Genomic DNA, 21591 nt, shown 5'->3' with positions numbered 1-21591 from the left:
CTTAGACCGTCAGGCCGGTGATATCCAGTACATGAGTGCCCGCGCCGCCTCCAGCACCAGCTCCCGGTCGTGGGTGAGCGCGTACTCGAAGCGGCGTTCCTCCTCGGTCATCCCGCTCAGGCCCAGGTCCCGGGCGGTCAGCGCGGCCGCGAAGTACGGCCCGACCACTATCACGTTCCACTCGCCGCGCAGCGGGTCGTCCTCGCTGAGCCGGGCGCCGCGTACGCCGGGCGCGGGCCGCTCGTCCAGCCCGACGCCGAGCACCGCGACGAACGCGGCCGTGGTGGCCGTGTCCGCGAACCGCTGCGCCATCGAGGGTGTGAAGAAGCGGGCCTCCTGGAAGCAGGCGAGCAGCACCGGCGGCTCGCCCTCGTCGCGCGCCTTCGACTCCAGGAACTGGCTGATCGGCGCGAGCCGCGCCTTCGTGGCCCGGAGCACCGGTTTCGCGGCGGCGACGATCTCGAAGGGCGACCGCGGCGGTACGGCCACCGGCGGCACCCCGTCCGCCGGCAGCAGCGGCACGCTGGTCCCGCAGGTCACGGACGGTGCCGGGAGCGGCGCCGGCGGACCGAAGAGCAGGCCCTGCCCGAGCGTGGCGCCCATGGTCCGGGCGAGTTCCAGGTGTTCCTCGGTCTCGATGCCCTCGGCGAGGATCACCGCGCCGGTCCGCTCCGCGTAGGCTATGGCCGCGTTCACCACGTGCGCGACCTCGGCGCGGTGCGGGTCGTGCAGCAGCCCCATGTCCAGCTTGACCACGTCCGGCCGCACCAGCGGCATCAGCGCCAGCGACGCCGGGTCGCTGCCGACGTCGTCGAACGCCACGCCCCACCCGACGGCCCGGCAGGCCGCGGCCGTGCTGAGCAACGCGGACGGGTCACCGGCGATGGCCCGCTCGGTGATCTCGGTGACCACCCGCAGTTTCCCCTGCGCCGCGACCGTGGCCGGGAACAGGTCGTCCGGGCAGGGCGTGCGCAGCGCCATCGGCTCGATGTTCACGAACAGCGTCATCGAGTCGTCAAGCCCGGCCGCGAGCGCCGCCTGGTACGCCCGGACCCGGCAGATCCAGTCCAACTCGGCGGCCCGGCCGATCTCCCGGGCGGCCTCGAAGAGCGCGATCGGCGCCTGCCACGGCGTGCCGGCCGGGCCGCGGCTGAGCGCCTCGTAGCCGACCGGCTCGCGGCGTTCCAGGTCGACCAGCGGCTGGAAGAGTGTGGTGACCGCGCGCGCGTCGATGATCTCGCCGACGGTCCGCGCGGCGCGCGGCGAGCCGGTGACGGTCACGGCCGTACCCCCCGCAGCTGCCAGGTCTTGATCTCCTGCCGTCCGGTGCGGCACGCGACCGTGGCCGACGCGGACTGGCAATCGAGTATCTCGGGTGCGAGGCTGCCCAGCTCCTTCGGGGTGCCGGCCCGGTCCAGCGTGGCCAGCCAGGCCCGCCCGTCACCCACCCGGGTGAGCAGCGCGGGCGCGGTGGCCCGCTCGGCCGGGCCGAGGTTGGGCAGCAGCAACTTCCAACCGGGCAGCGGCGTGGCCGTGCCGTCCGGCGCGGTGACGACGCTCAGGTCCAGGCCGGTGGACTGCGGGCTGATCAGCGTGTGGCCGCCGAGGCGCAGCAGGGTGGCCGCGGGGATCCGGTACGCCACCGCGCCGGTCGCCGGGTCGAGCACGCCGACCGTGGACATGTCGGTCACACAGGGCACGTCGTCGCAGCCGTAGCCGAGCGCCATGTTGCCGGGGAGCTGGATGCGCCACGCCTGGTCCAGCGTGTCCGGCCGGAACGCGTACGTGTGCCCGCCGCCGCGCCGCGCCTGCTGCACGATGATCAGCTGCTGCGAGACCAGCAGTTCGTCGATGGCGAATCCGCCGTCCAGCGGCACCGACCTCAGCACCGCGCCGGTCCGGGCGTCCAGCACCCGCACGCCGGCCGGTTCCGCGACCACCACCTCGGCGGTGCCGGGCAGCGTGCTGCGGCGCGCGCTGCCGCCGAACGTCCCGCTCCAGAGGTCACGGCCGTCCGTCAGGTCGACCGCCCGCAGCGCGGTGGACGTCGGCGCGACGCTGATCACCCTGCCGTCGGCCGGGGCGATGACCACACCCCCGCCGGACGGTACGTCACCGTGGAACAGCGGCGTGGTGATCAGCCCGGTGCGCCCGTCGGCCAGCGGGACCACCTGCGCGGGCAGGGTCCATCGCTGCGCGCCGGTGAGCGCGTCGACGCCGAGCGTCTCCGGCCGCCCGGACCGGTTGACGCCGGTGACCAGCAGCACGTCGCCGGCCTCCTGGAACGACACGTCGCCGGTGAACCGGGAGCGCGCCTGCCAGAGCCGCTGACCGGTCAGCGTGAACGCGGACACGACCGGGTCCCGCCCGTTCTGCATCGTGTACAGCCGCCGGTCGGTGAGCGTGTAGTCGGTGCCGGCCGGCACCGTCACCGCGCCGGTGAGGCTCAGCGCGCGGTGCAGCGGCACGGACGCGGCCACCGTCGCCAGTAGACATAGCGTGATCACGACAGCCACCCAGCGTGATCCATGTATCCAGTCCCGCGGCGCCGGTGTCTCGTACACCGGATCCGCCCGCAGGTCCAGCTCGATCACGCCGGCGCACCCCCGCGCTCAGTCAAGCGCCCACACTCCCAAGATCCCGCCGCCCTGCCGGCAGGCGAGCACGCCGCCACCGGCCCGGCAGCCGCCCGAGGCCGCGGGTATCGCGCCCCGGACCCGCACCGACCGCCGGTCGGAGGCCACCGTGGCGACGAGCGTAACGCCGCGAGCCGCGTCCGGGTGAGCCAACACGACGTCATCCGTCACACTAGTCACCTGCTGCCACGCGCTGAGGTCGAGCAGTGACCCGCCGGTCATCGGCTCGACGAGCGCGAGTTCCGCGTCCACCCCGGTAGGGCGCCCGTACGCCACGGTCAGATCACCCCAGCTGAGCGCGCGCCGCCAGGACTGGCTGACCCACGCGTTGGAGCCGTCCGCCGGGTCGAGCGCGCGCACGCCGATCGTGGTGCCGAGGCAGAGCAGGACGCCGCACTCGTCCACGCTCTGCAGTCCGCCGACCGTGCGCGACCAGCGATACGCGAGCGTCCGCCCGTCGTACCCGCTGATCCGGCTGGTGTTGTCGCCCGGGTGCCGGAGCACGATCGTGCCGCCGACCAGCCGCGGGTTGTCCGGCGCGTACGCCGCGGGCGGCAGCTCACCGGTGGCCCGCGGCACCGCGTCGGACGCGCGCCGGATCTGCGTCGTGCCGTCGTCGTGGACCAGCAGGAACTCCCCGCCCGGCAGCGGTGCCGCGACCGCGCTGGACGGCAGCCGCAGCGCCCAGCGGCGCATGCCGAACGTGTCGATCCCCTCGATCGTGCCGGTCACCCGGCGGCCCGAGCCGGAGCTGCTGCGCACGTCGGAGACGGCCAGCAGCACGTCCGAGCCGGGCACCGGGACGAGCCGGCCGGGGTGCCGCCACCGCAGCCGTCCGGTCGCGGCGGTCACCGCCAGGCTTTCCTGCTGGCGGCCGACGCCGTTGCGTGCGCCGATCACCAGCAGGTCGCCGGCCGCGGTCAGCGAGTAGCCTTCCGCGGCCGGCACCGGCAGCGTCCAGATCACGGTCAACATCGGCACCCGGTACGCCGTGACCGTCGACCGACCGGCCACCACCAGCAGATCCGCGGCCAGCGCGAAGTCGTCACCGGCCGCGAGCGGCAGCTGCCCGGCCCGCCACCCGGAGTCGTTCATCGGCGCGGAACCGGCGGCCGTGAACGCGAGCAGCAGCGCCAGCACCACCGCGGCCGCCGCGCGCGACCGTGGTCCCGGCTCGTCCGTGGCCCCGGGCCCGTCCGGCTCGCCATCGGCCGGAACACCCAGGTCAATGGTCACCTCAGCGGGCACGAGCCGAATGTACCGCCCGCGGATGACATCGCATCGAAAGTAACGGATCCGATGGTGCGAAGGAGAACTTAAGGGACAACTAACCGCGGGCCAATGGAGTCCGCCGCGCGCGCGTGGTTTCTTGATCTTGTCACGAGCGCACGCCCACGGCCGCCCCCTTCAGCGGCTGACGCGCCGTGCCCACGGATCGCAGGAAGCAGGAGAAATGCCCACAGGGAAACCCCGGAGACGGCGCCTGTACGCCGGTCTCGCCGCGGCCGGCGTCGCCGGGATCGCGGCCGCCGCGGTCGCGCTGACCGTGCCGTCCGCGAACGCGTCCACGCTGTTCACCGAGGACTTCGAGGCCGGTACGCCGAGCGGCTGGTCCAGGTCGGGCGGTGACTGGTCGGTCGTCGACGACGGCTCCAAGGCCTACCGGCAGTCGAAGGCGGCCAGCGAGGCGGCCCGCGTCTTCGCCGGTGACGCGTCCTGGACCGACTACGCGGTGCAGGCCCGGGTCAAGGTGGTCGAGGTGGGCGCCGGTGGCTTCGCCGGCGTGGCGGCCCGTGCCTCCGGGCCGACCACGCTCTACCGGCTGGTGCTCACCTCGGCCGGCACGGCGGAGCTGCAGACCGTCAAGGGCAGCGCGGTCACGGTGCTCGGCTCGGTGCCGGTCACGTCGCCCACCGGCACGTTCCACACGCTGCAGATCCAGGCCGGCGGCACGACGGTGAAGGGCTGGGTGGACGGCACGCCGGTCGGCTCCGGCACCGGCACGGTCACGGCCAAGGGCCGGCTCGGCCTGGTCACGTCGCGGGCGTCCGCGTCGTTCGACGACGTGCTCGCCACCACGGCCGGCTCCGCCACCGAACCCACCCCGGCCAGGACCACCGCGGCGCCGGCCACCACGGCCTCGGCACCGGCCGCCGCTCCGACGACGGCGGGCCCGACGCCGAGCAAGACCGCGAGCGCGGCACCGAGCCCGACCACGGTCCCGCCGGCCACCGGTGGCGGCTCGACCAGCCCGGACGCGCCGTGGCCGACCGCGACCGGCAGCAAGCCGGTCGCCGCCTCGGTCAAGGTCACCGGCACGCTCGACGGCGGCATGGCCCGCTACTACGGCACCGGCGCGCTCGGCGGGTCCGGGCAGGACGAGGGCCAGGACCCGATCTTCGATCTCGCCGACGGCGCCACGCTGAAGAACGTCATCCTCGGCTCCCCGGCCGCGGACGGCGTGCACTGCGCCGGGACCTGCACCCTGATCAACGTCTGGTGGGAGGACGTCGGTGAGGACGCCGCCACCTTCCGCGGCGGCGCGAACGCCGTCTTCACCGTCGACGGCGGCGGCGCCCGCAAAGCCGACGACAAGGTCTTCCAGCACAACGGCGGCGGCACCCTGACCATCAAGAACTTCCAGGTCGCCGACTTCGGCAAGCTCTACCGCTCCTGCGGCAACTGCTCCACCCAGTACAAGCGCACTCTCGTCGTCGAGAACGTGAAGGCCACCGCCCCCGGTGACCTGCTCGCCGGCGTCAACGCCAACTACGGCGACACCGCCACCTTCCGCAACGTCACCATCGTCGGCGACAAGACCATGGACGTCTGCACCCGCTTCACCGGCAACTCCACCGGCAAGGAACCCACCAAGACCGGCTCCGGCCCCGACGGCACCACCTGCAAATACACCACCTCGGACGTGACCTTCAAGTAACGCGAAAGGGCCCCCACGAGGAGGCCCTTTCCGATCAGAAACCGTCAGTGGGTACGGGCCGGAACCACCCGGGACGCCCACGCCGCCACGTCACGCGCCACGTCCTGCGCCGTGATCCCCAGATCCGCCAGGATCTGCGCCCGCGTGCCGTGCGCGTGCCAGTCGTTCGGCACGCCCACGTCGCGCAGCGGCACGTCCACCTCCGCGTCGCGCAGCGCCTTGGCCACCGCGTCGCCGACGCCGCCGTTGCGCACGCCGTCCTCCAGCGTGACCACGAGACGGTGCTCGCGGGCCAGTGCCACCAGCTCGATCGGCACCGGGCGGACCCAGCGCGGGTCGACCACGGTCACGCCGTAGCCCTGCTCCGCGGCCACCCGCTCGGCCACCTCCACGCCCAGGTGCGCGAACGCGCCCACGGCGACGATCAGGACGTCCTTGGCGGACTCGTGCTCGGCCAGGACGTCCACCCCGCCGGAGACGCCGTCCGCGCCGCCGACCCGGCGCAGCGCCGGAAGGTCGGCCGCGACCGAGCCGGTCGGGAAGCGCAGGATGGTCGGCCCGTCGTCGACCGCGATCGCCTCGCGCAGTTCCTCGCGCAGCGTCGCCGCGTCCCGCGGGGCCGCGATCCGCAGGCCCGGGACCACGCCGAAGACCGACATGTCCCAGACGCCGTAGTGGCTGGGCCCGTCCGGTCCGGTGATGCCGGCCCGGTCCAGCACGAACGTGACCGGCAGCCGGTGCATCGCCACGTCCAGCAGCACCTGGTCGAACGCCCGGTTCAGGAACGTGGCGTAGACCGCGACCACCGGGTGCAGCCCGGCCAGCGCCAGGCCGGCCGCGGACGTCGCCGCGTGCTGCTCCGCGATGCCCACGTCGTACACCCGCTCGGGGTGCTTGCGGGCCAGCTTCGCGATGCCGGTCGGCTCCGCCATGGCCGCGGTGATGCCGACCACGTCCGGCCGCTCGTCCGCGATCGCGACCAGCTCGTCCGCGAAGACGTGGGTCCACTTGACCGAGGCGGGGGCCAGCAGCTTCCCGGTCTCCGGGTCGAAGGCGCTACCGGGGCCGTGCAAGCAGTCCGCCTCGTCCTCCTCGGCCGGGCGGTAGCCGAAGCCCTTCTTGGTGACCGCGTGCACGATGACCGGCCCGTTGAAGCCCTTGGCGCGGCGCAGCGCGGTCTCCACCGCGGCCTGGTCGTGGCCGTCGATCGGGCCGACGTACTTCAGGCCCAGGTCCTCGAACATCGACTGCGGCGCGACCGCGTCCTTGATGCCGCGCTTGACCGCGTGCAGCACCTCGTAGACCGGCTTGCCGACCACCGGGGTCGCGCCGAGCGAGTCCTTGACCAGGTCCAGGACCTTCTCGTAGCCGGGGTTGAGCCGCAGCGTCGCCAGGTGGTCGGAGAGGCCGCCGATGGTCGGCGCGTACGACCGGCCGTTGTCGTTGACGATGATGACCAGCTTGTTGTCGGTGGCGGCGATGTTGTTCAGCGCCTCCCAGCACATGCCGCCGGTGAGCGCGCCGTCGCCGACCATGGCGACCACGTGCCGGTCCTCGCCGCGCAACGCGTACGCCTTCGCCATGCCGTCCGCGTAGGAGAGCGCGGTCGAGGCGTGCGAGTTCTCGATCAGGTCGTGCTCGCTCTCCTCCTGCGAGGGGTAGCCGGAAAGTCCACCGCGCTGGCGCAGCAGGTCGAAGCCGTCCTGACGCCCGGTCAGGATCTTGTGCACGTAGGCCTGGTGGCCGGTGTCGAAGAGGAACCGGTCGCGCGGCGAGTCGAACACGCGGTGCATGCCGAGCGTGAGCTCCACGACGCCGAGGTTCGGTCCGAGGTGCCCGCCGGTGCGGGACACCTTCGCCACCAGGAAGTCGCGGATCTCCGCCGCCAGCACCGACATCTCGTCGGCCGTCAGACGCTTCAGATCCTGCGGCCCGGTGACGGAGCTGAGCAAGCGGCCGTCGGTGACCTGATCCTCTTCAACGCTCATGACGCGCCAGTCTAATGGCAGGGGGCACCTGTCCCGCGATCCGAGACCATGGCGTGATCAACAGCAGCCGCGACCCGCATCACCCGACCGGATGACCAAAAACCTACAAAACACCCAAAGAGGTACGATGAGCCGGAGCTTTTATGCAGAAGGTCGGTTTCATGAACGCCCAGTCGTCCTCGCAACCTTCACCGAACCTCCCCCTGCCCAGCCGGCGGCCGATCACGCCGCGCACGTCGCAGGAGACGCGTTCCATGAGTGACCAGCAGCCCGGCTGGGACCCGCACCCGGTCCCGCGCGACCTGCGCGGCGCGCCGGGCGCCGCGCACGTGCTCGGCATGATCGCGATCGGGCTGCTGGCGGTGCTGCTCGCCCCGATCGCGATCCCGGTGATCATCTGGATCCGCCTCCGCGACCGCCGCGGCTGAGCGAGGCCCCGGTCAGCGCGCGGCCGGCAACAGCAGGCCGACGCACTCCACGTGGTGCGTCATCGGGAACAGGTCGAACGCCCGCAGCGCCGCCAGCCGCCACCCGTGCGCGCGGAACGTGGCCACGTCCCGGGCGAACGCGGCCGGGTCGCAGGCCACGTACGCGACCGCCCGCGCGCCGGTCCGGGTGATCGCCTTGACCACCGCCGCGCCCGCGCCGGACCGCGGCGGGTCCAGCACGATCAGGTCCACCGGCTTCGGCAGCCGCCCCTGGCGCAGCGCGGCCTCCACCTTCGCCTCGATCACGGCCACACCCGGCAGGTCGGTCAGGTTGCGCCGGGCCGCGGCCACGCCCTGCGGCGCGGACTCGACCACGGTCACCGGCCCGGTCGGCCCGACCGCACCGGCCAGCGCGGCCGCGAACAGACCGGCGCCGCCGTAGAGGTCCCAGGCCGCCTCGCCCGGCCGCGGCGCCAGCAGCTCCAGCACGGCCGCCGCGAGCGTGTCCGCGGCCGCCGGGTGCACCTGCCAGAACGCGTCGCCGGGCAGCACCCACTCGCGTCCCACGGCCTTCTCCCGGATCTCCCCGGCCGCGGCCGCACCGTCCAGGATGTCCTGCTCGTCCGCGCGCACCGGCGCGCGCCGCGGCGTCACCAGCACGTCACCGGCAGCGGACGCCACCACGTGCACCTCGTCCGCGTCCGGCCAGGACCGCGACGTGACCGGCGCCTCCCGCACCAGCGGGTGCGCGATCAGGCAGCGGTCGATCGGCACCACCTCGTGCGACCGGTGCTTGAGCAGCCCGGCCTGATCCCGCCCGTCGACCGCGTACCGCACGCGCGTGCGCCAGCCCAGCCGGTCGCCGTCGAGCGGCGCGACGCGTACCCCCAGCGCCTGAACTTGATCTTCGGTCAGCCGGCCGAGGCGGAGCAGCTGCTCGGTCACCACGGACGCCTTCCAGGCCGACTGCGCGGCCGGCGCCACGTGCTGCAGGTCGCAACCGCCGCAGCCGTCCGGGCGCGCGTAGACGCAGGGCGCGGTCACCCGGTCCGCGGACGGCGTCAGGATCTCCACCGCGTCCGCCCGCGCGAACCCGCGGTGCACCTCGGTGACCAGCGCGACGACCCGCTCGCCGGGCAGCGCGTGCCGCACGAACAGCACCGGCCCGCCGTCGCCGCCGACCCGGGCCACGCAGTGCCCGCCGTGCGCCACCGCGCCGACCAGCACCTCGACCCGCTCGCCCTCGCCGGGCATCTCCACCTGTGTCACTCGTTGTGCTCCGAGATAGAAGAGGACGCGCGGGGCCCGCGCGCCGGGCCGCGGACCAGCGCCTGGTCCAGCCGGGCGAGATCCCGGTCGGCGCTGGACCGCAGCTGCCACGGCACGCTGGTGACCATCACGCCCGGCTCGAACAGCAGCCGGGTCTTCAGCCGCAGCGCGCTCTGGTTGTGCAGCAGGTTCTCCCACCACTTGCCGACCACGTACTCCGGGATGAACACGGTCACCACGTCCCGCGGCGAGCTGCGGCGCACGCCCTTCACGTAGTCGATGATCGGCCGGGTGATCTCCCGGTACGGCGAGTCGACCACGGTCAGCGGCACCGGGATCTCCCGCGCCTCCCACTCGTCCTGCACCCGCCGGGTGTCCGCCGGGTCCACGCCCACGGTCACCGCGGTCAGCGTGTCCGGCCGGGTCGCCTGCGCGTAGGCCAGCGCCCGCAGCGTCGGCATGTGCACGGTGCTGACCAGCACGATCGCGTGGTTCCGGGCGGGTAGCACGTACCGCTCCACGGTCGGCGCCAACTCCGCCGCGACCCGGTCGTAGTGCTTCCGGATGCCCAGCATGAGCACGAAGATGAACGCCATCGCCGCGATCGCGATCCACGCGCCGAGCAGGAACTTCGTGATCAGCACGATGATCAGCACCGCGCCGGTGAGCAACATGCCGACCGTGTTGATCGCCTTGGACCGGTGCATACGCCGCCGTTGCGCCGGGTCCCGCTCGGTCCGCAGGTGCCGCGTCCAGTGCCGGATCATGCCGGCCTGGGAGAGCGTGAACGACACGAACACGCCCACGATGTAGAGCTGGATCAGCCGGGTCACCTCGGCCTGGAACGCCACGATCAGCACCACGGCCGCGATCGCCAGGAACACGATGCCGTTCGAGAACGCCAGCCGGTCGCCGCGGGTGTGCAGCTGCCGGGGCAGGTACCGGTCCTGGGCCAGGATCGAGCCGAGCACCGGGAAGCCGTTGTACGCGGTGTTCGCGGCCAGGAACAGGATCAGCGCGGTCGCACCGGCCACCACGTACAGCATGATCGAACCGGACCCGAAGATCGCCTCGCCGAGCTGGGTGGTGACCGTCTTCTGCACGTAGTTCGGCGGGCCGCCGGCGATCTGCAGCGTCGGGTTCTCCACGTACTGCAGCTTCGTGGCCCGGGCCAGCCAGATGATCCCGACCAGCATCACGATCGCCATCGTCCCGAGCAGCAACAGCGTGGTGGCCGCGTTCTTGCTCTTCGGCTCCTTGAACGCGGGCACACCGTTGGAGATCGCCTCGACGCCGGTCAGCGCGGCGCAGCCGGAGGAGAACGTGCGCAGCAGCAGGAACGCGAACGCCCACTGGCTGAGGTGGTCCTCCTCCGCGTGGATCTCCAGCGTCGCGGACGGCGCCAGCAGCGGCTCGCCGAGCACCACGATCCGGACCAGCCCGGTAAGGATCATGCCGACGATGATGATCATGAAGCCGTACGTCGGGATCGCGAACGCGGTGCCGGACTCCCGGATGCCACGCAGATTCATCGCGGTCAGCAGCGCCACCGCCAGTAACGCGATCATGACCTTGTGGGTGTCCACGAACGGCACGACCGAGCCCAGGTTCGCCACGCCGGACGACACCGACACCGCCACCGTCAGCACGTAGTCGACCAGCAGCGCGCTCGCCACCGCCACGCCGTACCTCGGCCCGAGGTTGACGGTCGCCACCTCGTAGTCGCCGCCGCCGGACGGGTACGCGTGCACGTTCTGCCGGTAGCTGGCCACCACGGTCAGCATCACGACCACGACGGCCAGCGCCACCCACGGCGAGTACATGTACGCGGTCGCGCCCGCGATGGACAGCGTCAGCAGGATCTCGTCCGGCGCGTACGCCACGCTGGACAGCGCGTCGGACGCGAACACCGGCAGAGCGATCCGCTTCGGCAGCAGCGTGTGCTGCAGCCGGTCGGACCGGAACGGGCGCCCGAGCAGCAGGCGCTTGACGAGTGAGGTGGGACGGGCCACAACGGGTAAGAGTACGGCCAGCGCGGATCGGGTGATCGGGCATGGCACGCTCTCACTGCACGCGTCTTTCGCGACAGGGGGCCAACGGGTGCACATCGTGATCATGGGCTGCGGGCGGGTCGGTTCGACCCTCGCGCACAGCCTCGAGAACCGCGGCCACTCGGTGGCCGTCATCGACCAGAACGCGGACGCGTTCCGGCGGCTCGGGCCCGAGTTCGGCGGCGCTGTCGTCACCGGCGCCGGGTTCGACCGTGACGTGCTCGCCGAGGCCGGCATCGAGCGTGCGGACGGCTTCGCGGCCGTCTCCAGCGGCGACAACTCGAACATCATCTCGGCCCGGCTGGCGCGCGAGACGTTCGGCGTGCCGCGCGTGGTCGCCCGCATCTACGACCAGCGGCGTGCCGAGGTCTACGAACGGCTCGGCATCCCCACGGTCGCCACCGTCCGGTGGACCGCCGACCGGGTGCTCCGTCAGGTGCTCGCCACCGGCGACCTCGAGGTCTTCCGCGACCCGACCAGTACCGTCTCGATCATCGAGGTGCCGGTGCACAAGGGCTGGATCGGCCGCAAGCTGTCCGCGCTGGAGACCGCAGCCGGTGCACGCACCGCGTACCTGATGCGCTTCGGCCTCGGCCTCCTCCCCACCGCGTCCACCATGATCCAGGACGGCGATCAGGTCTTCATGCTGGTCACCGACGAGATCGCCGCCTCCGTGCGTCAGCGCACCGGCGCCGCACCGGAAGGAGCGCACTGACATGCGCGTCGCCATCGCCGGAGCCGGCAACGTCGGCCGGTCCATCGCCCAGGAACTGGTCGGCAACGGCCACGAGGTGATGCTGCTGGAGCGCGAGCCGAAGATGCTCCGCCCCGAGCGCGTACCACAGGCCGAGTGGATCCTGGCCGACGCCTGCGAGGTCGCCAGCCTGGAGGAGGCCGAGATCGCCCAGTGCGACGTGGTCGTGGCCGCCACCGGCGACGACAAGGTCAACCTGGTCGTCTCGCTGCTCGCCAAGACCGAGTTCGCGGTCGGCCGCGTGGTCGCCCGGATAAACCGCGCCGAGAACGAGTGGCTCTTCACCGACCAGTGGGGCGTCGACGTCGCGGTCAGCACACCTCGCCTGATGGCCGCCCTGGTCGAGGAGGCCGTCACGGTCGGCGACCTGGTCCGCCTGATGACGTTCCGCCAGGGCGAGGCCAACCTCGTCGAGATCACCCTCCCGCCCGACGCCCCCTACGTCGGCCAGCCCGTCCGTGCCGTCCCGCTCCCCCGCGACGCCGCTCTCACCGCCATCCTCCGCGGCAAACGCGTCCTCGTCCCCACCCCCGACGACCCACTCGAGGCCGGCGACGAACTCATCTTCGTCTGCATCGCCGAGGCGGAGGACTCGGTCCGCGCCGTCATCCTCGGCCCGACAGCGGCCCACAACCTCTGAAACCCGATCTTCCCGGTCTCGGCGTGGCCGGGAGCGGGAAGATCGGGTTTCCGGTTCCTGGTGTTCGGTGTTCGCGGCCGGCGGATCAGGCGCGGTCCGGGTCCGGGAGTGGGGCCGGCATCGGGGAGTGCTTGAGGGTGCGGCGGACCGCCCAGACGGTGAGGGCGAGCATGCCGATGTAGGTGGGCCAGCTGATCACGATGCGGGCGATGCCGAGCAGGTCGGGCTGTTCGGCGACCCACAGGGCGGCCTGCACGCCGGCACGCATGATGAGGGAGGCGGCCCAGGCCAGGGTGAGCCACTGGAACGTGCGGAACAGGGCCGGGTGGCGGCGCCAGTCGTGTTTGCCACCGGCCGCGATGATCGCCCAGGCGAACCCGATCAGCGGTTTGCGGATGCCGACCGAGATGATCAGCACCGCGGCCTGCGCGAACGTCAGCAGGATGCCGGGCAGGTAGAAGTCGCGGGCCTCGCCGGAACGGGCGGCCAGGTACGCGCCGAGCGCGATGCCGACCAGGCCGTTGACCGCGTGCCGGACCGGCTGCTTGCGGATCAGGCGGTAGATCGCGATGGCGACCGCGGTGCCGACCGCGCCGAAGATCGCCGGGTAGAGGTCCCACAGCAGGTTCAGGACGACGAACGCGCAGACCGGGATGCTGGACTCGATGAGGCCGCGGACGCCGCCGAGCTGCTCCGCCATCTGCTCCGAGATGGTCGGGATGCGTTCCTCCGCCGGCTCCTCCTCCTCGCTCCGGGCCTCGGCGGAGTACGCCACGGCCTCCCGAACGGCGTCGGGCGAGTACGGATCGGTTGCTCTGTCGGGACCGGTCATGCTCACCTGGGCGCTTCCAGCTCGTAATGCGGGTTGTACATCACTTTACGGTCATCCCGGACAGCGATCCGCCCACGGGCGGTCAGCTGCCGGCCCGGCTCGATGCCGGCGATGTGCCGGCGACCGAGCCAGACCAGCGTGACGACGTCGCTGCCGTCGTAGAGGTCGGCCTCCAGCGTCGGCAGGTTGGTGCGGGGCGTGTAGACGACCGTGCGCAGCCGGCCGGAGACCGAGGCGACCTGGCCGCGCCGGCAGGTGCCGGCCGGGGTGGCACCGCACTCGGCGCTCTCCCGCTGCAGCTCCTCCGCGTCCAGCTCGGCCTCGGAGGCCGTCAGCCGCTGAATGAACCGGCGTAGCGGCGACCGGCGCTCGTCGACCGTCATGGATTCCCCTCCTGGCAGCACGCGCTGTGGCGACCAGAGTACGCCCCGGCCGCCGCTACGAACGGGGCCGCGGCGACGGGCGGCGGCGGGGCTCGTCCGACGGCGGCTCCGGGGCCGCGGCGGCGGTGTCGGCCTGCCCCTGAGCGGCCACCTCCTTGGGCAGTCGCAGCGGCAGCGGCTCCTTGACCGGCTTGGCCTCGTTGCCGCGGTCCACGACCAGCCCGCGCAGGCACTCGCCGAGCAGCGGCGCGCTGGCCGGCGTGGTCGCGACCGGCCCCTGGAACACGGCCTGCACCATCCACCGCGGCCCGTCGACACCCGCGATCCGCAGGTCGACCGGGCCGTTCGGGGTGGGCACCCGGGCCAGCAGCTCGACGCCGTACGGCCCCTCGCCCTCCTGTAGCTGGGCACCCTGGCTGCGGAGCGACTCGCCGACCTCCTCGCGCACCTCGTCCCAGATGCCCTCGCTGCGCGGTGCCGCGACCACGATCAGCTGCAGCGTGCTGGGCCCCTCGCCGAGCACGACCTGCTGCACCACGCCCTCGGGACCGGCCTGGACCCGCACCTCGACGCCGGGCACCGCCGGGATCTGCATGCTGCCCAGGTCAAGACGCTGCACGCCGTCCGGCGCGTCCGTCACGTCGTACGGCCCGGTGGTCGCGCCCGAGGCCGCCTCGGTCGGAATCGGGGTGTCCTCGGCACGTGCGTGACGCCCGCCCCGATTGAAGATCGCCATGATTACCTTTCCGGATTAACCGAAATGTCGTAGATACCGAGATTAAAGAGCCGCGTGCCCGCCGGTCGACCCGTGCCCGCCGATGCCGCGCACCGACTCCGGCAGCGCGTCGACCACCTCGAAGACCGCCCGGGACACGCGCTGCACGACCAGCTGCGCGATCCGGTCGCCGCGCGCGATCTTCGCGGTCGCGGACGGGTCGTGGTTGATCAGATTCACCAGGATCTCCCCCCGGTAGCCGGCGTCGACCGTACCGGGCGCGTTCAGCAGCGTCACGCCCAGGCGGGCGGCCAGGCCGGACCGCGGGTGCACCAGCCCCACGAAACCCTCCGGCAGCGCCAGCGCCACCCCGGTCCGGACCAGCGCGCGGTGGCCCGGCGCCAGGTCCACGTCCTCCGCGGCGTACAGATCGGCGCCCGCGTCACCCGGGTGCGAGTAGGCGGGCATCGGCAGGTCCGGGTCGAGTCGCAGCAGCGGCACGGGCACGGTCTCGGTCACGGGTTCGGGTCCTCATCGTCGACGGCGTTTCGCGGACCCTGCATATCCTGCCGTGCCGCGCCCCGGGAAGCACTCGTACCCTGACTGGCGTGGCACCCCCCGGTACCGGAACATCGCAGACCTCCCCCTATCGAGAGCGCCTGACCGTCACCTGGTGGCTCTGGCTGCTCGGCTTCGCGGCCGCGGCCGCACTGGCCCTCGAGGTCTGGCTGGGTGCGGACGGCGTGCGCGCGTGGCTGCCGTTCGCGGTGCTGCTGCCGCTGACCGCGCTCGGCCTCTGGGCACTCGGCCGGATCCGGGTCGAGGTCGGCCCCGGCCCGGACGGCGAGGACGCGTTGCTGGTCGACGACGCCCACCTGCCGGTGCGGTTCGTCTCCGACGTGATCCCGCTGGACGCGGAGGGCCGCCGCGAGATCCTCGGCGTGGCCGCGGATCCGCTGGCCTTCGTGGTGCAGCGGCCGTGGATCTCCGGCGCGGTCCAGGTGCTGCTGGACGACCCGGCCGACCCCACGCCGTACTGGGTGGTCAGCACGCGCCACCCGATCGCGCTCGCGCAGGCGGTGCTGGACGCCCGGGGACAACGCGAGGTCTAGGACTTCCCGATGCTCCGCGGTGCGTGCCCGCCGAGCTTGGCGCGGCTGGTCCGCAGGTCCTCGCGCAGCCGGTCGCCGAGCCCGCGGGTGGCACGCCGATTCAGGTAGCTGGCCACCGCCGCGCCGGTGAGCAGCGGCCCCAGCGTGGTCAGGTTGCGCCCGAAGCGCTTCAACAGCATGTCGCGCAGCTCACGGCGGGCGGCCGTGCCGAGCACCGCGCCGACGCCCGCGCCGGGCAGCAGCGGGTTCACGCCGCGCTGGCTGGACCAGGACTGCAGCATCGCGACCGCGCGCTCGGTGGCGCTCCCGGTCACCGGCTGCCCGTAGATCTCGTGCAGCTCGCCGATCAGCTTCAGCTCGACCGACACCACGGCCACGGTCTCGGTGGCCAGCAGCACCGGCGTGGACAGCAACGTCGGTGGCACGGCCCACTCGATCGCGGCGACGCCGCCACCGGCCGCACCGATGCCCGCGGTGGCCCGGGACGCGTTGCGCACCAGGCGCTCGGCCAGTTCCTCGTCGGTCAGCCCGGGGTGGTGCCGGCGCAGCGTCTCCAGGTCGCGGATCGGTACGTACGGCGCGATCTGGTGGACCGTGTCGACCATCCACTGGATCGCCACCTTGGGCCGGATCATGCGCCCGGCGCCGCTGGTGCGCACCGACTGGACGAGCCGGCCCAGCAGCCGCCGGCGCACCGGCGTGGGCAGCTCCTCCTCGGCGAGACCGGCGATGGCCTGACTCAGCCGCTCCGGGTCGCCGGTCCCGGCGGCCGGCACGCCCGGCTCGGTCGCCGGCACGACGTCCTCCGCGGTGGTGCGCTGCTCGTTGCTGGCGTCCGTCATCTCGCCTCCTGCCTCGATCCGCTGACCGGTACTACCCATCCGGAGGGTGCGGTACGCCGGCCATGGCGGGTCGATCGAGTAACGCAGATCCCGGGCATCGCCGCGTCGCGGACCGACCACCCTCGGCCCGCAACGCGGTGGTTGTGTGCCCTATTCGGTTGTATTCGTGCACCCGTCGGTGGGGATCAGGCGCACTCGTGGCAGATCAGCTCACCGTTGCGCTCGTGGGCAAGCTGGCTGCGGTGGTGCACCAGGAAGCACCGCGAGCAGCGGAACTCGTCCTGCTGCATCGGCAGCACCTTGACAGTCAGTTCCTCGTCGGCCAGGTCAGCACCGGGCAGCTCGAAATTCTCGGCTACCTCGGCCTCATCCACGTCGACGGCGCCGGACTGCGAGTCGACGCGACGTGCCTTGAGTTCCTCAAGGCTGTCCTCGCCGAGGTCGACCTCGTCGCGACGCGGGGCGTCGTAGTCGGTGGCCATCGGTTGTCACTCTCCCGTATCGATGTGTCGTCCGGCGTCTGTAACGCCGGACGGCGATGTTCGGTTCCCTGGCGGCCAACGTTGGCACACTTTGCACCTGTGACGTCACCCTCAGCGACGATGCTGATGGTGGCACCACGACGGCGGCTCACCAAGAAACTCCCCCCAGCGAGCGCGGTACCTTACCGCTCTCGTGCGTTGCTTGTACGCCCCGGCCCGCCAAGATGTTCCCAATGTGATTCAGGCGACACCAAGGTAGGGGGTCCGTTGCGCCGATCATCGTCGGCACGCCGGGAACCCTCGTCACTTTCCCGGCGCAGGCCCCCACGCGTTAACCTCAGCGGGACACCGCCAAACCCACCCACCTGCGGGGAGCCGTCACCAACATGAGCTATGCGCGCATGCGGGCGCTCATCGTCCTGAGCGTGCTGACCGTCGCCGCCATCGTGTTCGTCGCGGTGGCGCTCGTGCAGGACACGCAGACCGAGGCCACCACCGTCGAGGAGTGCCCCGAGGGTTACGTGCTCGCCAACGTCGCGCTGCCCGAGCCGAAGGACGTGAAGCTGAAGGTGTTCAACGCGGCCGGCCAGAACGGTCTCGGCGCCCGCGTCTCGACGGACTTCAGCAACCGCAAGTTCCAGGTGGAGAAGCCGGAGAACAGCGACCGCACCAGCGACGACGTGGCGATCCTGCGGTACGGCCCGAAGACGGTCGGCGCCGCCCACCTGCTCCGGGCGTACTTCCTGGACAACGCGCTGACCGAGTACGACGAGGGCCGCGACAGCGACATCGTCGACGTGGTGATCGGCACCGGTTTCGAGCAGCTGGCCACCACGACCGAGGTCAACCAGTCCCTGGTCGAGCTGGGTCAGGCCGAGGTCCCACCGGGAGCGTGCGCGGCATAGCCGATCGTCGCTCGCTCCTGCGGCTCGGGCGCTCCCGGGCACCCTCGCGGCGTGACCCCGGCCTGACCGGTCAGGCCCCGCCGGCGGCGTCCAGCGCGGAGAGGCGGTCGTGCAGCGGGCCGAAGAGCGCGGGCGGGGCCGCGATCACCATCGGCAGGCCCGGCTCCGCGCCGTCCAGACCGGCCACCGTCAGGCCCGCCTCCCGCGCCACCAGGCCGCCGGCCGCGTGGTCCCACGGGTTCAGACCCTTCTCGTAGTACGCGTCGATCAGGCCCTCGGCCGCGAAGCAGAGGTCCAGCGACGCCGCGCCGAACCGGCGGATGTCCCGCACGTGCGGCAGCAGCCCGGACAGCACGGCGGCCTGGTGCGTGCGCCGCGCCGCGTCGTAGCCGAAGCCGGTCCCGACCAGCGCCTGCGCGAGCACGGTCTGCCGGGAGCCGCGGATCGGCCGCCCGTCGTGGAACGCGCCGCCGCCGCGCGACGCCGTCCACTCGTCGCCGGTGGCCGCGTTGCGCACCACACCGGCCAGCACCACGCCGTCCACCTCGGCCGCGATCGACACGGCGTACTGCGGCAGGCCGTACAGGTAGTTCACGGTGCCGTCGATCGGGTCGACGATCCATCGCACGGCCGCGCCCTCACCGGCCGAGCCGTACTCCTCGCCGAGCAGCGCGTCGCCGGGCCGCAGCGTGCGCAGTTCCTCGGCGATCTGCCGCTCGACCGCGCGGTCCGCCGCGGTCACCACGTCGGTGTCGGTGCTCTTGGTGTCGATGGTCGAGCTGACCGCCTCGGCGCGCATCCGGGCGGCGGTGTCCGCGGCCCGGCGGGCGATCTCGACGGCCGTCTCGAGCAGGTCCAGGGGCTCTGAAGAGGTTCGTTGCACGAGATCCATACTGCCGTCCCGCCCGCACCGGATGCCCGTCCGGCGGGGTAGCATCGCTGGCAAACCCCCGTCATCACCTACTTCGCGCCTCTCGCACCGCTCTCCGCGGCGCGGGGCGCAAGCTGTTTGCCTCAGACAGCGTTACAATTCACGCTGCCCACGTGACACGGACGGTCGCCACGCCGATCGGCCCGCGGCTCGGGGGCCACTACATCACCGGCCCGCAACGTCTGCTCGCGCTGCCCGCCGGATCGGCCGTGCTCGTTCTTCGCCTCCGGAAGGTCATTCGTGTCAGAAGCCCGCCACACCGGCGCCGACGTACGCTCGCTCACCGACACCCTGATCGCCAGTGCCGAGCGCGCGGGTGGACAGTTGACGTCGGCCGAGCTCGCGCGCAGCGTCGAGGCTGCCGAGGTGACCCCGGCCCAAGCTAAGAAGATCTTGCGGGCGCTGGCGGACGCCGGCGTCACGGTCGTGGTGGACGGTTCGGCCAGCACCCGCCGCCCGCGGGTCGCCGCCGCCCGATCGGCCACGCCCGCCTCGAAGGCCACCACCGCCAAGGCGACCAAGGCCGTCGCCAAGAAGGCCGCGCCCGCCGCCACGCCGAAGCAGGCCGCGCCGGCGGCCCCGGCCGACGCGAACGGTGCGGCACCGGCCAAGCGCGCCGCGAAGGCCGCCACCAAGGCCGCGCCGAAGACCGGCCCGGCCGCGAAGACCGCGCCCGCGAAGGCCGCCAAGGCCGGCGCCAAGGGGCCGGACGGCGAGCCGCTCGAGGACGACATCGATCCCGAGGAGCTCGCGGCCGAGATCGAGGACGTCGTGGTCGACGAGCCGGTCGAGGCCGTCGCGGCCGCCACCGCCGACGCCCAGGCGGACAGCAACGACTTCGAGTGGGACGACGAGGAGTCCGAGGCGCTGAAGCAGGCGCGCCGCGACGCGGAGCTGACCGCGTCCGCCGACTCGGTCCGCGCGTACCTGAAGCAGATCGGCAAGGTCCCGCTGCTGAACGCGGAGCAGGAGGTCGAGCTCGCCAAGCGGATCGAGGCCGGGCTCTACGCCGCCGAGCGCCTGCGCGCGGCCGACGAGGGCGAGGAAAAGCTGGCGTTCCAGCTCACCCGCGACCTCAAGTGGATCTCGCGGGACGGCGAGCGGGCGAAGAACCACCTGCTGGAAGCCAACCTCCGTCTCGTGGTCTCGCTGGCCAAGCGCTACACCGGTCGCGGCATGGCGTTCCTGGACCTGATCCAGGAGGGCAACCTCGGCCTCATCCGCGCGGTCGAGAAATTCGACTACACCAAGGGCTACAAGTTCTCCACGTACGCCACCTGGTGGATCCGCCAGGCCATCACCCGCGCCATGGCCGACCAGGCCCGCACCATCCGCATCCCGGTGCACATGGTCGAGGTCATCAACAAGCTCGGCCGCATCCAGCGCGAGCTGCTCCAGGACCTGGGCCGCGAGCCCACGCCGGAGGAGCTGGCCAAGGAGATGGACATCACGCCGGAGAAGGTGCTGGAGATCCAGCAGTACGCCCGGGAGCCCATCTCGCTGGACCAGACGATCGGCGACGAGGGCGACAGCCAGCTCGGTGACTTCATCGAGGACTCGGAGGCCGTCGTGGCGGTCGACGCGGTCTCGTTCTCGCTCCTCCAGGACCAGCTGCAGCAGGTGCTGCAGACACTCTCCGAGCGCGAGGCGGGCGTGGTCCGGCTCCGGTTCGGCCTCACCGACGGCCAGCCGCGCACGCTCGACGAGATCGGCCAGGTCTACGGCGTGACCCGGGAGCGGATCCGCCAGATCGAGTCGAAGACGATGTCGAAGCTGCGGCACCCGTCGCGCTCCCAGGTGCTCCGCGACTACCTGGACTGATCACCCGCAGAACGCAGAACGTCGGCCGCATCCCCGCTGAGGGTGCGGCCGACGTCCGTTTGCGTCCTGTTTGTGGGGGACACCCGAACGGGCGATTCCTTATGGCCGAACAGACCAAGCCCGCGAATGCGACGAAGGGTGCAATCGGCCGCAGAAGAGACCGGAAGGCCACGAGAATCACCCGGCCCGGCTGGTCACCCAACGATCAATTATCCGGATGCTGACTTCAGAGTCAACTTTCCGTGCCCGTTTGATCACCACCCGTACATCCCCCGGTGGTGATCAAAGAGTTGTGGGGATGTGATCGTTGACGTGGCACCCTTGGAGCACGGCACACTGTCCATACCAGGTGTGACCTCGGTCCCCCGGGGGCACCATGGGAAGGCCGCACCCGTCACGGGTGTTGGACAATGGGTGAAGCACTACCGAAGAACCTGTTCATCGGTGACGACCCGAGGAGGAAGGCGATGACCCCGACCCTCACGCCGCCGCCAGAAACGGCGGCGCCCCCAGCCGCCGATGAACGCTGCGATCGTTGCAGCGCGGCGGGCAAGTTGCGGGTGACCATTGCCGGCGGCAGTGAGCTGGTGTTCTGCGGACACCACGCGAACAAGTACGCCGACGATCTCGTCAAGATCGCAGTGCAGTACGCGACCGAGCCGGAATTCACCTGGCGCGGCGCGGACATGATGCGCAGCTGATCCTGCCGACGTCACACTGGTCCCGCCGGCCCCGGCGGAACCCGGCACAACCGAACGAGTCGACCCGATGACGGGGACGCCCAGGTGTGGGGCGTCCCCGTTTCCACACCTCGGGGCGAAAAGCATCCAGAGCGAGATCTTCCCGCTTCCGGCCCGGCCGGGT

General features: G+C 72.1%; 21 protein-coding genes. 8 read left to right on the top strand and 13 right to left on the bottom strand.

The window, feature by feature from the left end; all coding sequences use genetic code 11:
• Positions 1–9: 9 nt before the first annotated feature.
• Genes J2S42_RS29735 through J2S42_RS29725 form a run of 3 tightly spaced genes read right to left on the bottom strand, consistent with a single transcriptional unit; the run spans position 10 to position 3884 of the window.
• Positions 10–1281, bottom strand: coding sequence for a sensor domain-containing phosphodiesterase (locus J2S42_RS29735; protein ID WP_307244378.1), 1272 nt, complete (start codon positions 1279–1281; stop codon positions 10–12).
• Positions 1278–2594, bottom strand: coding sequence for an outer membrane protein assembly factor BamB family protein (locus J2S42_RS29730; RefSeq protein ID WP_307244376.1), 1317 nt, complete (start codon positions 2592–2594; stop codon positions 1278–1280). The genes J2S42_RS29735 and J2S42_RS29730 overlap by 4 nt, the downstream gene beginning before the upstream one ends.
• A gap of 18 nt (positions 2595–2612) precedes the next feature.
• Positions 2613–3884, bottom strand: coding sequence for a hypothetical protein (locus tag J2S42_RS29725; RefSeq protein ID WP_307244374.1), 1272 nt, complete (start codon positions 3882–3884; stop codon positions 2613–2615).
• Between the two features lie 205 nt (positions 3885–4089).
• Between J2S42_RS29725 and J2S42_RS29720 the strand changes: the two genes are divergently transcribed.
• Positions 4090–5574, top strand: a complete 1485-nt coding sequence (locus J2S42_RS29720; RefSeq protein WP_307244373.1) for a pectate lyase — start codon at positions 4090–4092, stop codon at positions 5572–5574.
• A 44-nt stretch (positions 5575–5618) separates the two neighbouring features.
• Here the strand turns inward: J2S42_RS29720 and dxs are convergent, their stop codons facing one another.
• On the bottom strand, positions 5619–7562 hold the full coding sequence (gene dxs / locus J2S42_RS29715; protein WP_307244371.1) for a 1-deoxy-D-xylulose-5-phosphate synthase: 1944 nt from the start codon (positions 7560–7562) through the stop codon (positions 5619–5621).
• A gap of 254 nt (positions 7563–7816) precedes the next feature.
• Between dxs and J2S42_RS29710 the strand changes: the two genes are divergently transcribed.
• The gene (locus J2S42_RS29710; protein ID WP_307244369.1) at positions 7817–7990 is read left to right on the top strand and encodes a hypothetical protein; all 174 of its coding nucleotides are present in this window, start codon (positions 7817–7819) and stop codon (positions 7988–7990) included.
• 12 nt (positions 7991–8002) lie between these two features.
• On the opposite strand, the gene J2S42_RS29705 is transcribed toward J2S42_RS29710, so the two are convergent.
• Together J2S42_RS29705 and J2S42_RS29700 are read right to left on the bottom strand one after the other, a co-directional pair.
• On the bottom strand, positions 8003–9259 hold the full coding sequence (locus tag J2S42_RS29705) for a class I SAM-dependent RNA methyltransferase (protein WP_307244368.1): 1257 nt from the start codon (positions 9257–9259) through the stop codon (positions 8003–8005).
• Complete coding sequence (locus J2S42_RS29700) at positions 9256–11271, bottom strand: APC family permease (RefSeq protein WP_307244366.1); 2016 nt, start codon at positions 11269–11271, stop codon at positions 9256–9258. Before J2S42_RS29700 ends, J2S42_RS29705 begins: the two co-directional genes overlap by 4 nt.
• A gap of 88 nt (positions 11272–11359) precedes the next feature.
• On the opposite strand from J2S42_RS29700, the gene J2S42_RS29695 reads away from it, so the two are divergent.
• Together J2S42_RS29695 and J2S42_RS29690 are read left to right on the top strand one after the other, a co-directional pair.
• Positions 11360–12025, top strand: a complete 666-nt coding sequence (locus tag J2S42_RS29695; RefSeq protein ID WP_307244365.1) for a potassium channel family protein — start codon at positions 11360–11362, stop codon at positions 12023–12025.
• Between the two features lies 1 nt (position 12026).
• Positions 12027–12704 carry a potassium channel family protein gene (locus J2S42_RS29690; protein WP_307244363.1) on the top strand — a complete coding sequence of 226 codons (678 nt, stop codon included), beginning with the start codon at positions 12027–12029 and terminating at the stop codon, positions 12702–12704.
• Positions 12705–12789: 85 nt separating this feature from the next.
• Here J2S42_RS29690 and J2S42_RS29685 read toward each other — a convergent pair whose 3' ends face one another.
• From J2S42_RS29685 to dut, 4 genes are read right to left on the bottom strand one after another with little or no spacing between them, the layout of a single operon-like run.
• A complete protein-coding gene (locus tag J2S42_RS29685; protein WP_307244361.1) occupies positions 12790–13536 on the bottom strand; it encodes a DUF3159 domain-containing protein in 747 nt (248 codons plus the stop codon).
• 2 nt (positions 13537–13538) lie between these two features.
• The gene (locus J2S42_RS29680; protein ID WP_307244360.1) at positions 13539–13919 is read right to left on the bottom strand and encodes an OB-fold nucleic acid binding domain-containing protein; all 381 of its coding nucleotides are present in this window, start codon (positions 13917–13919) and stop codon (positions 13539–13541) included.
• Between the two features lie 55 nt (positions 13920–13974).
• Entirely contained in the window at positions 13975–14655 is a 681-nt protein-coding gene (locus J2S42_RS29675; protein WP_307244358.1) for a DUF3710 domain-containing protein, read from the bottom strand.
• Positions 14656–14697: 42 nt separating this feature from the next.
• Positions 14698–15153 (bottom strand): dUTP diphosphatase, encoded by a 456-nt coding sequence (gene dut, locus J2S42_RS29670; protein WP_307244356.1) that lies wholly within the window; start codon positions 15151–15153, stop codon positions 14698–14700.
• 89 nt (positions 15154–15242) lie between these two features.
• On the opposite strand from dut, the gene J2S42_RS29665 reads away from it, so the two are divergent.
• Entirely contained in the window at positions 15243–15746 is a 504-nt protein-coding gene (locus J2S42_RS29665) for a DUF3093 domain-containing protein (protein WP_307244354.1), read from the top strand.
• On the opposite strand, the gene J2S42_RS29660 is transcribed toward J2S42_RS29665, so the two are convergent.
• Both J2S42_RS29660 and J2S42_RS29655 read right to left on the bottom strand, forming a co-directional pair.
• Positions 15743–16588 (bottom strand): hypothetical protein, encoded by an 846-nt coding sequence (locus J2S42_RS29660; protein WP_307244352.1) that lies wholly within the window; start codon positions 16586–16588, stop codon positions 15743–15745. The two genes, J2S42_RS29665 and J2S42_RS29660, sit on opposite strands and share 4 nt — an antisense overlap.
• 185 nt (positions 16589–16773) lie before the next feature.
• Positions 16774–17070: a DUF4193 domain-containing protein gene (locus tag J2S42_RS29655; protein ID WP_033344790.1), complete on the bottom strand. Its 297-nt coding sequence runs from the start codon at positions 17068–17070 to the stop codon at positions 16774–16776.
• Between the two features lie 401 nt (positions 17071–17471).
• Between J2S42_RS29655 and J2S42_RS29650 the strand changes: the two genes are divergently transcribed.
• A complete protein-coding gene (locus J2S42_RS29650) occupies positions 17472–17975 on the top strand; it encodes a LytR C-terminal domain-containing protein (RefSeq protein WP_307249113.1) in 504 nt (167 codons plus the stop codon).
• Positions 17976–18045: 70 nt separating this feature from the next.
• Here J2S42_RS29650 and J2S42_RS29645 read toward each other — a convergent pair whose 3' ends face one another.
• Positions 18046–18867, bottom strand: a complete 822-nt coding sequence (locus tag J2S42_RS29645; RefSeq protein ID WP_370879285.1) for an inositol monophosphatase family protein — start codon at positions 18865–18867, stop codon at positions 18046–18048.
• Between the two features lie 279 nt (positions 18868–19146).
• Here J2S42_RS29645 and J2S42_RS29640 point away from each other — a divergent pair, with 279 nt between their 5' ends.
• Both J2S42_RS29640 and J2S42_RS29635 read left to right on the top strand, forming a co-directional pair.
• A complete protein-coding gene (locus tag J2S42_RS29640; protein ID WP_307244348.1) occupies positions 19147–20727 on the top strand; it encodes an RNA polymerase sigma factor in 1581 nt (526 codons plus the stop codon).
• A 467-nt stretch (positions 20728–21194) separates the two neighbouring features.
• Entirely contained in the window at positions 21195–21428 is a 234-nt protein-coding gene (locus tag J2S42_RS29635; RefSeq protein WP_307244346.1) for a DUF7455 domain-containing protein, read from the top strand.
• The last annotated feature ends 163 nt before the right edge of the window (positions 21429–21591 follow it).

Origin of the sequence: Catenuloplanes indicus, assembly GCF_030813715.1 — a bacterium.
Taxonomy (GTDB): domain Bacteria; phylum Actinomycetota; class Actinomycetes; order Mycobacteriales; family Micromonosporaceae; genus Catenuloplanes; species Catenuloplanes indicus.
The sequence above is the reverse complement of the archived record's forward strand: the minus strand, read 5'-3'. Positions and strand labels throughout refer to the sequence as shown.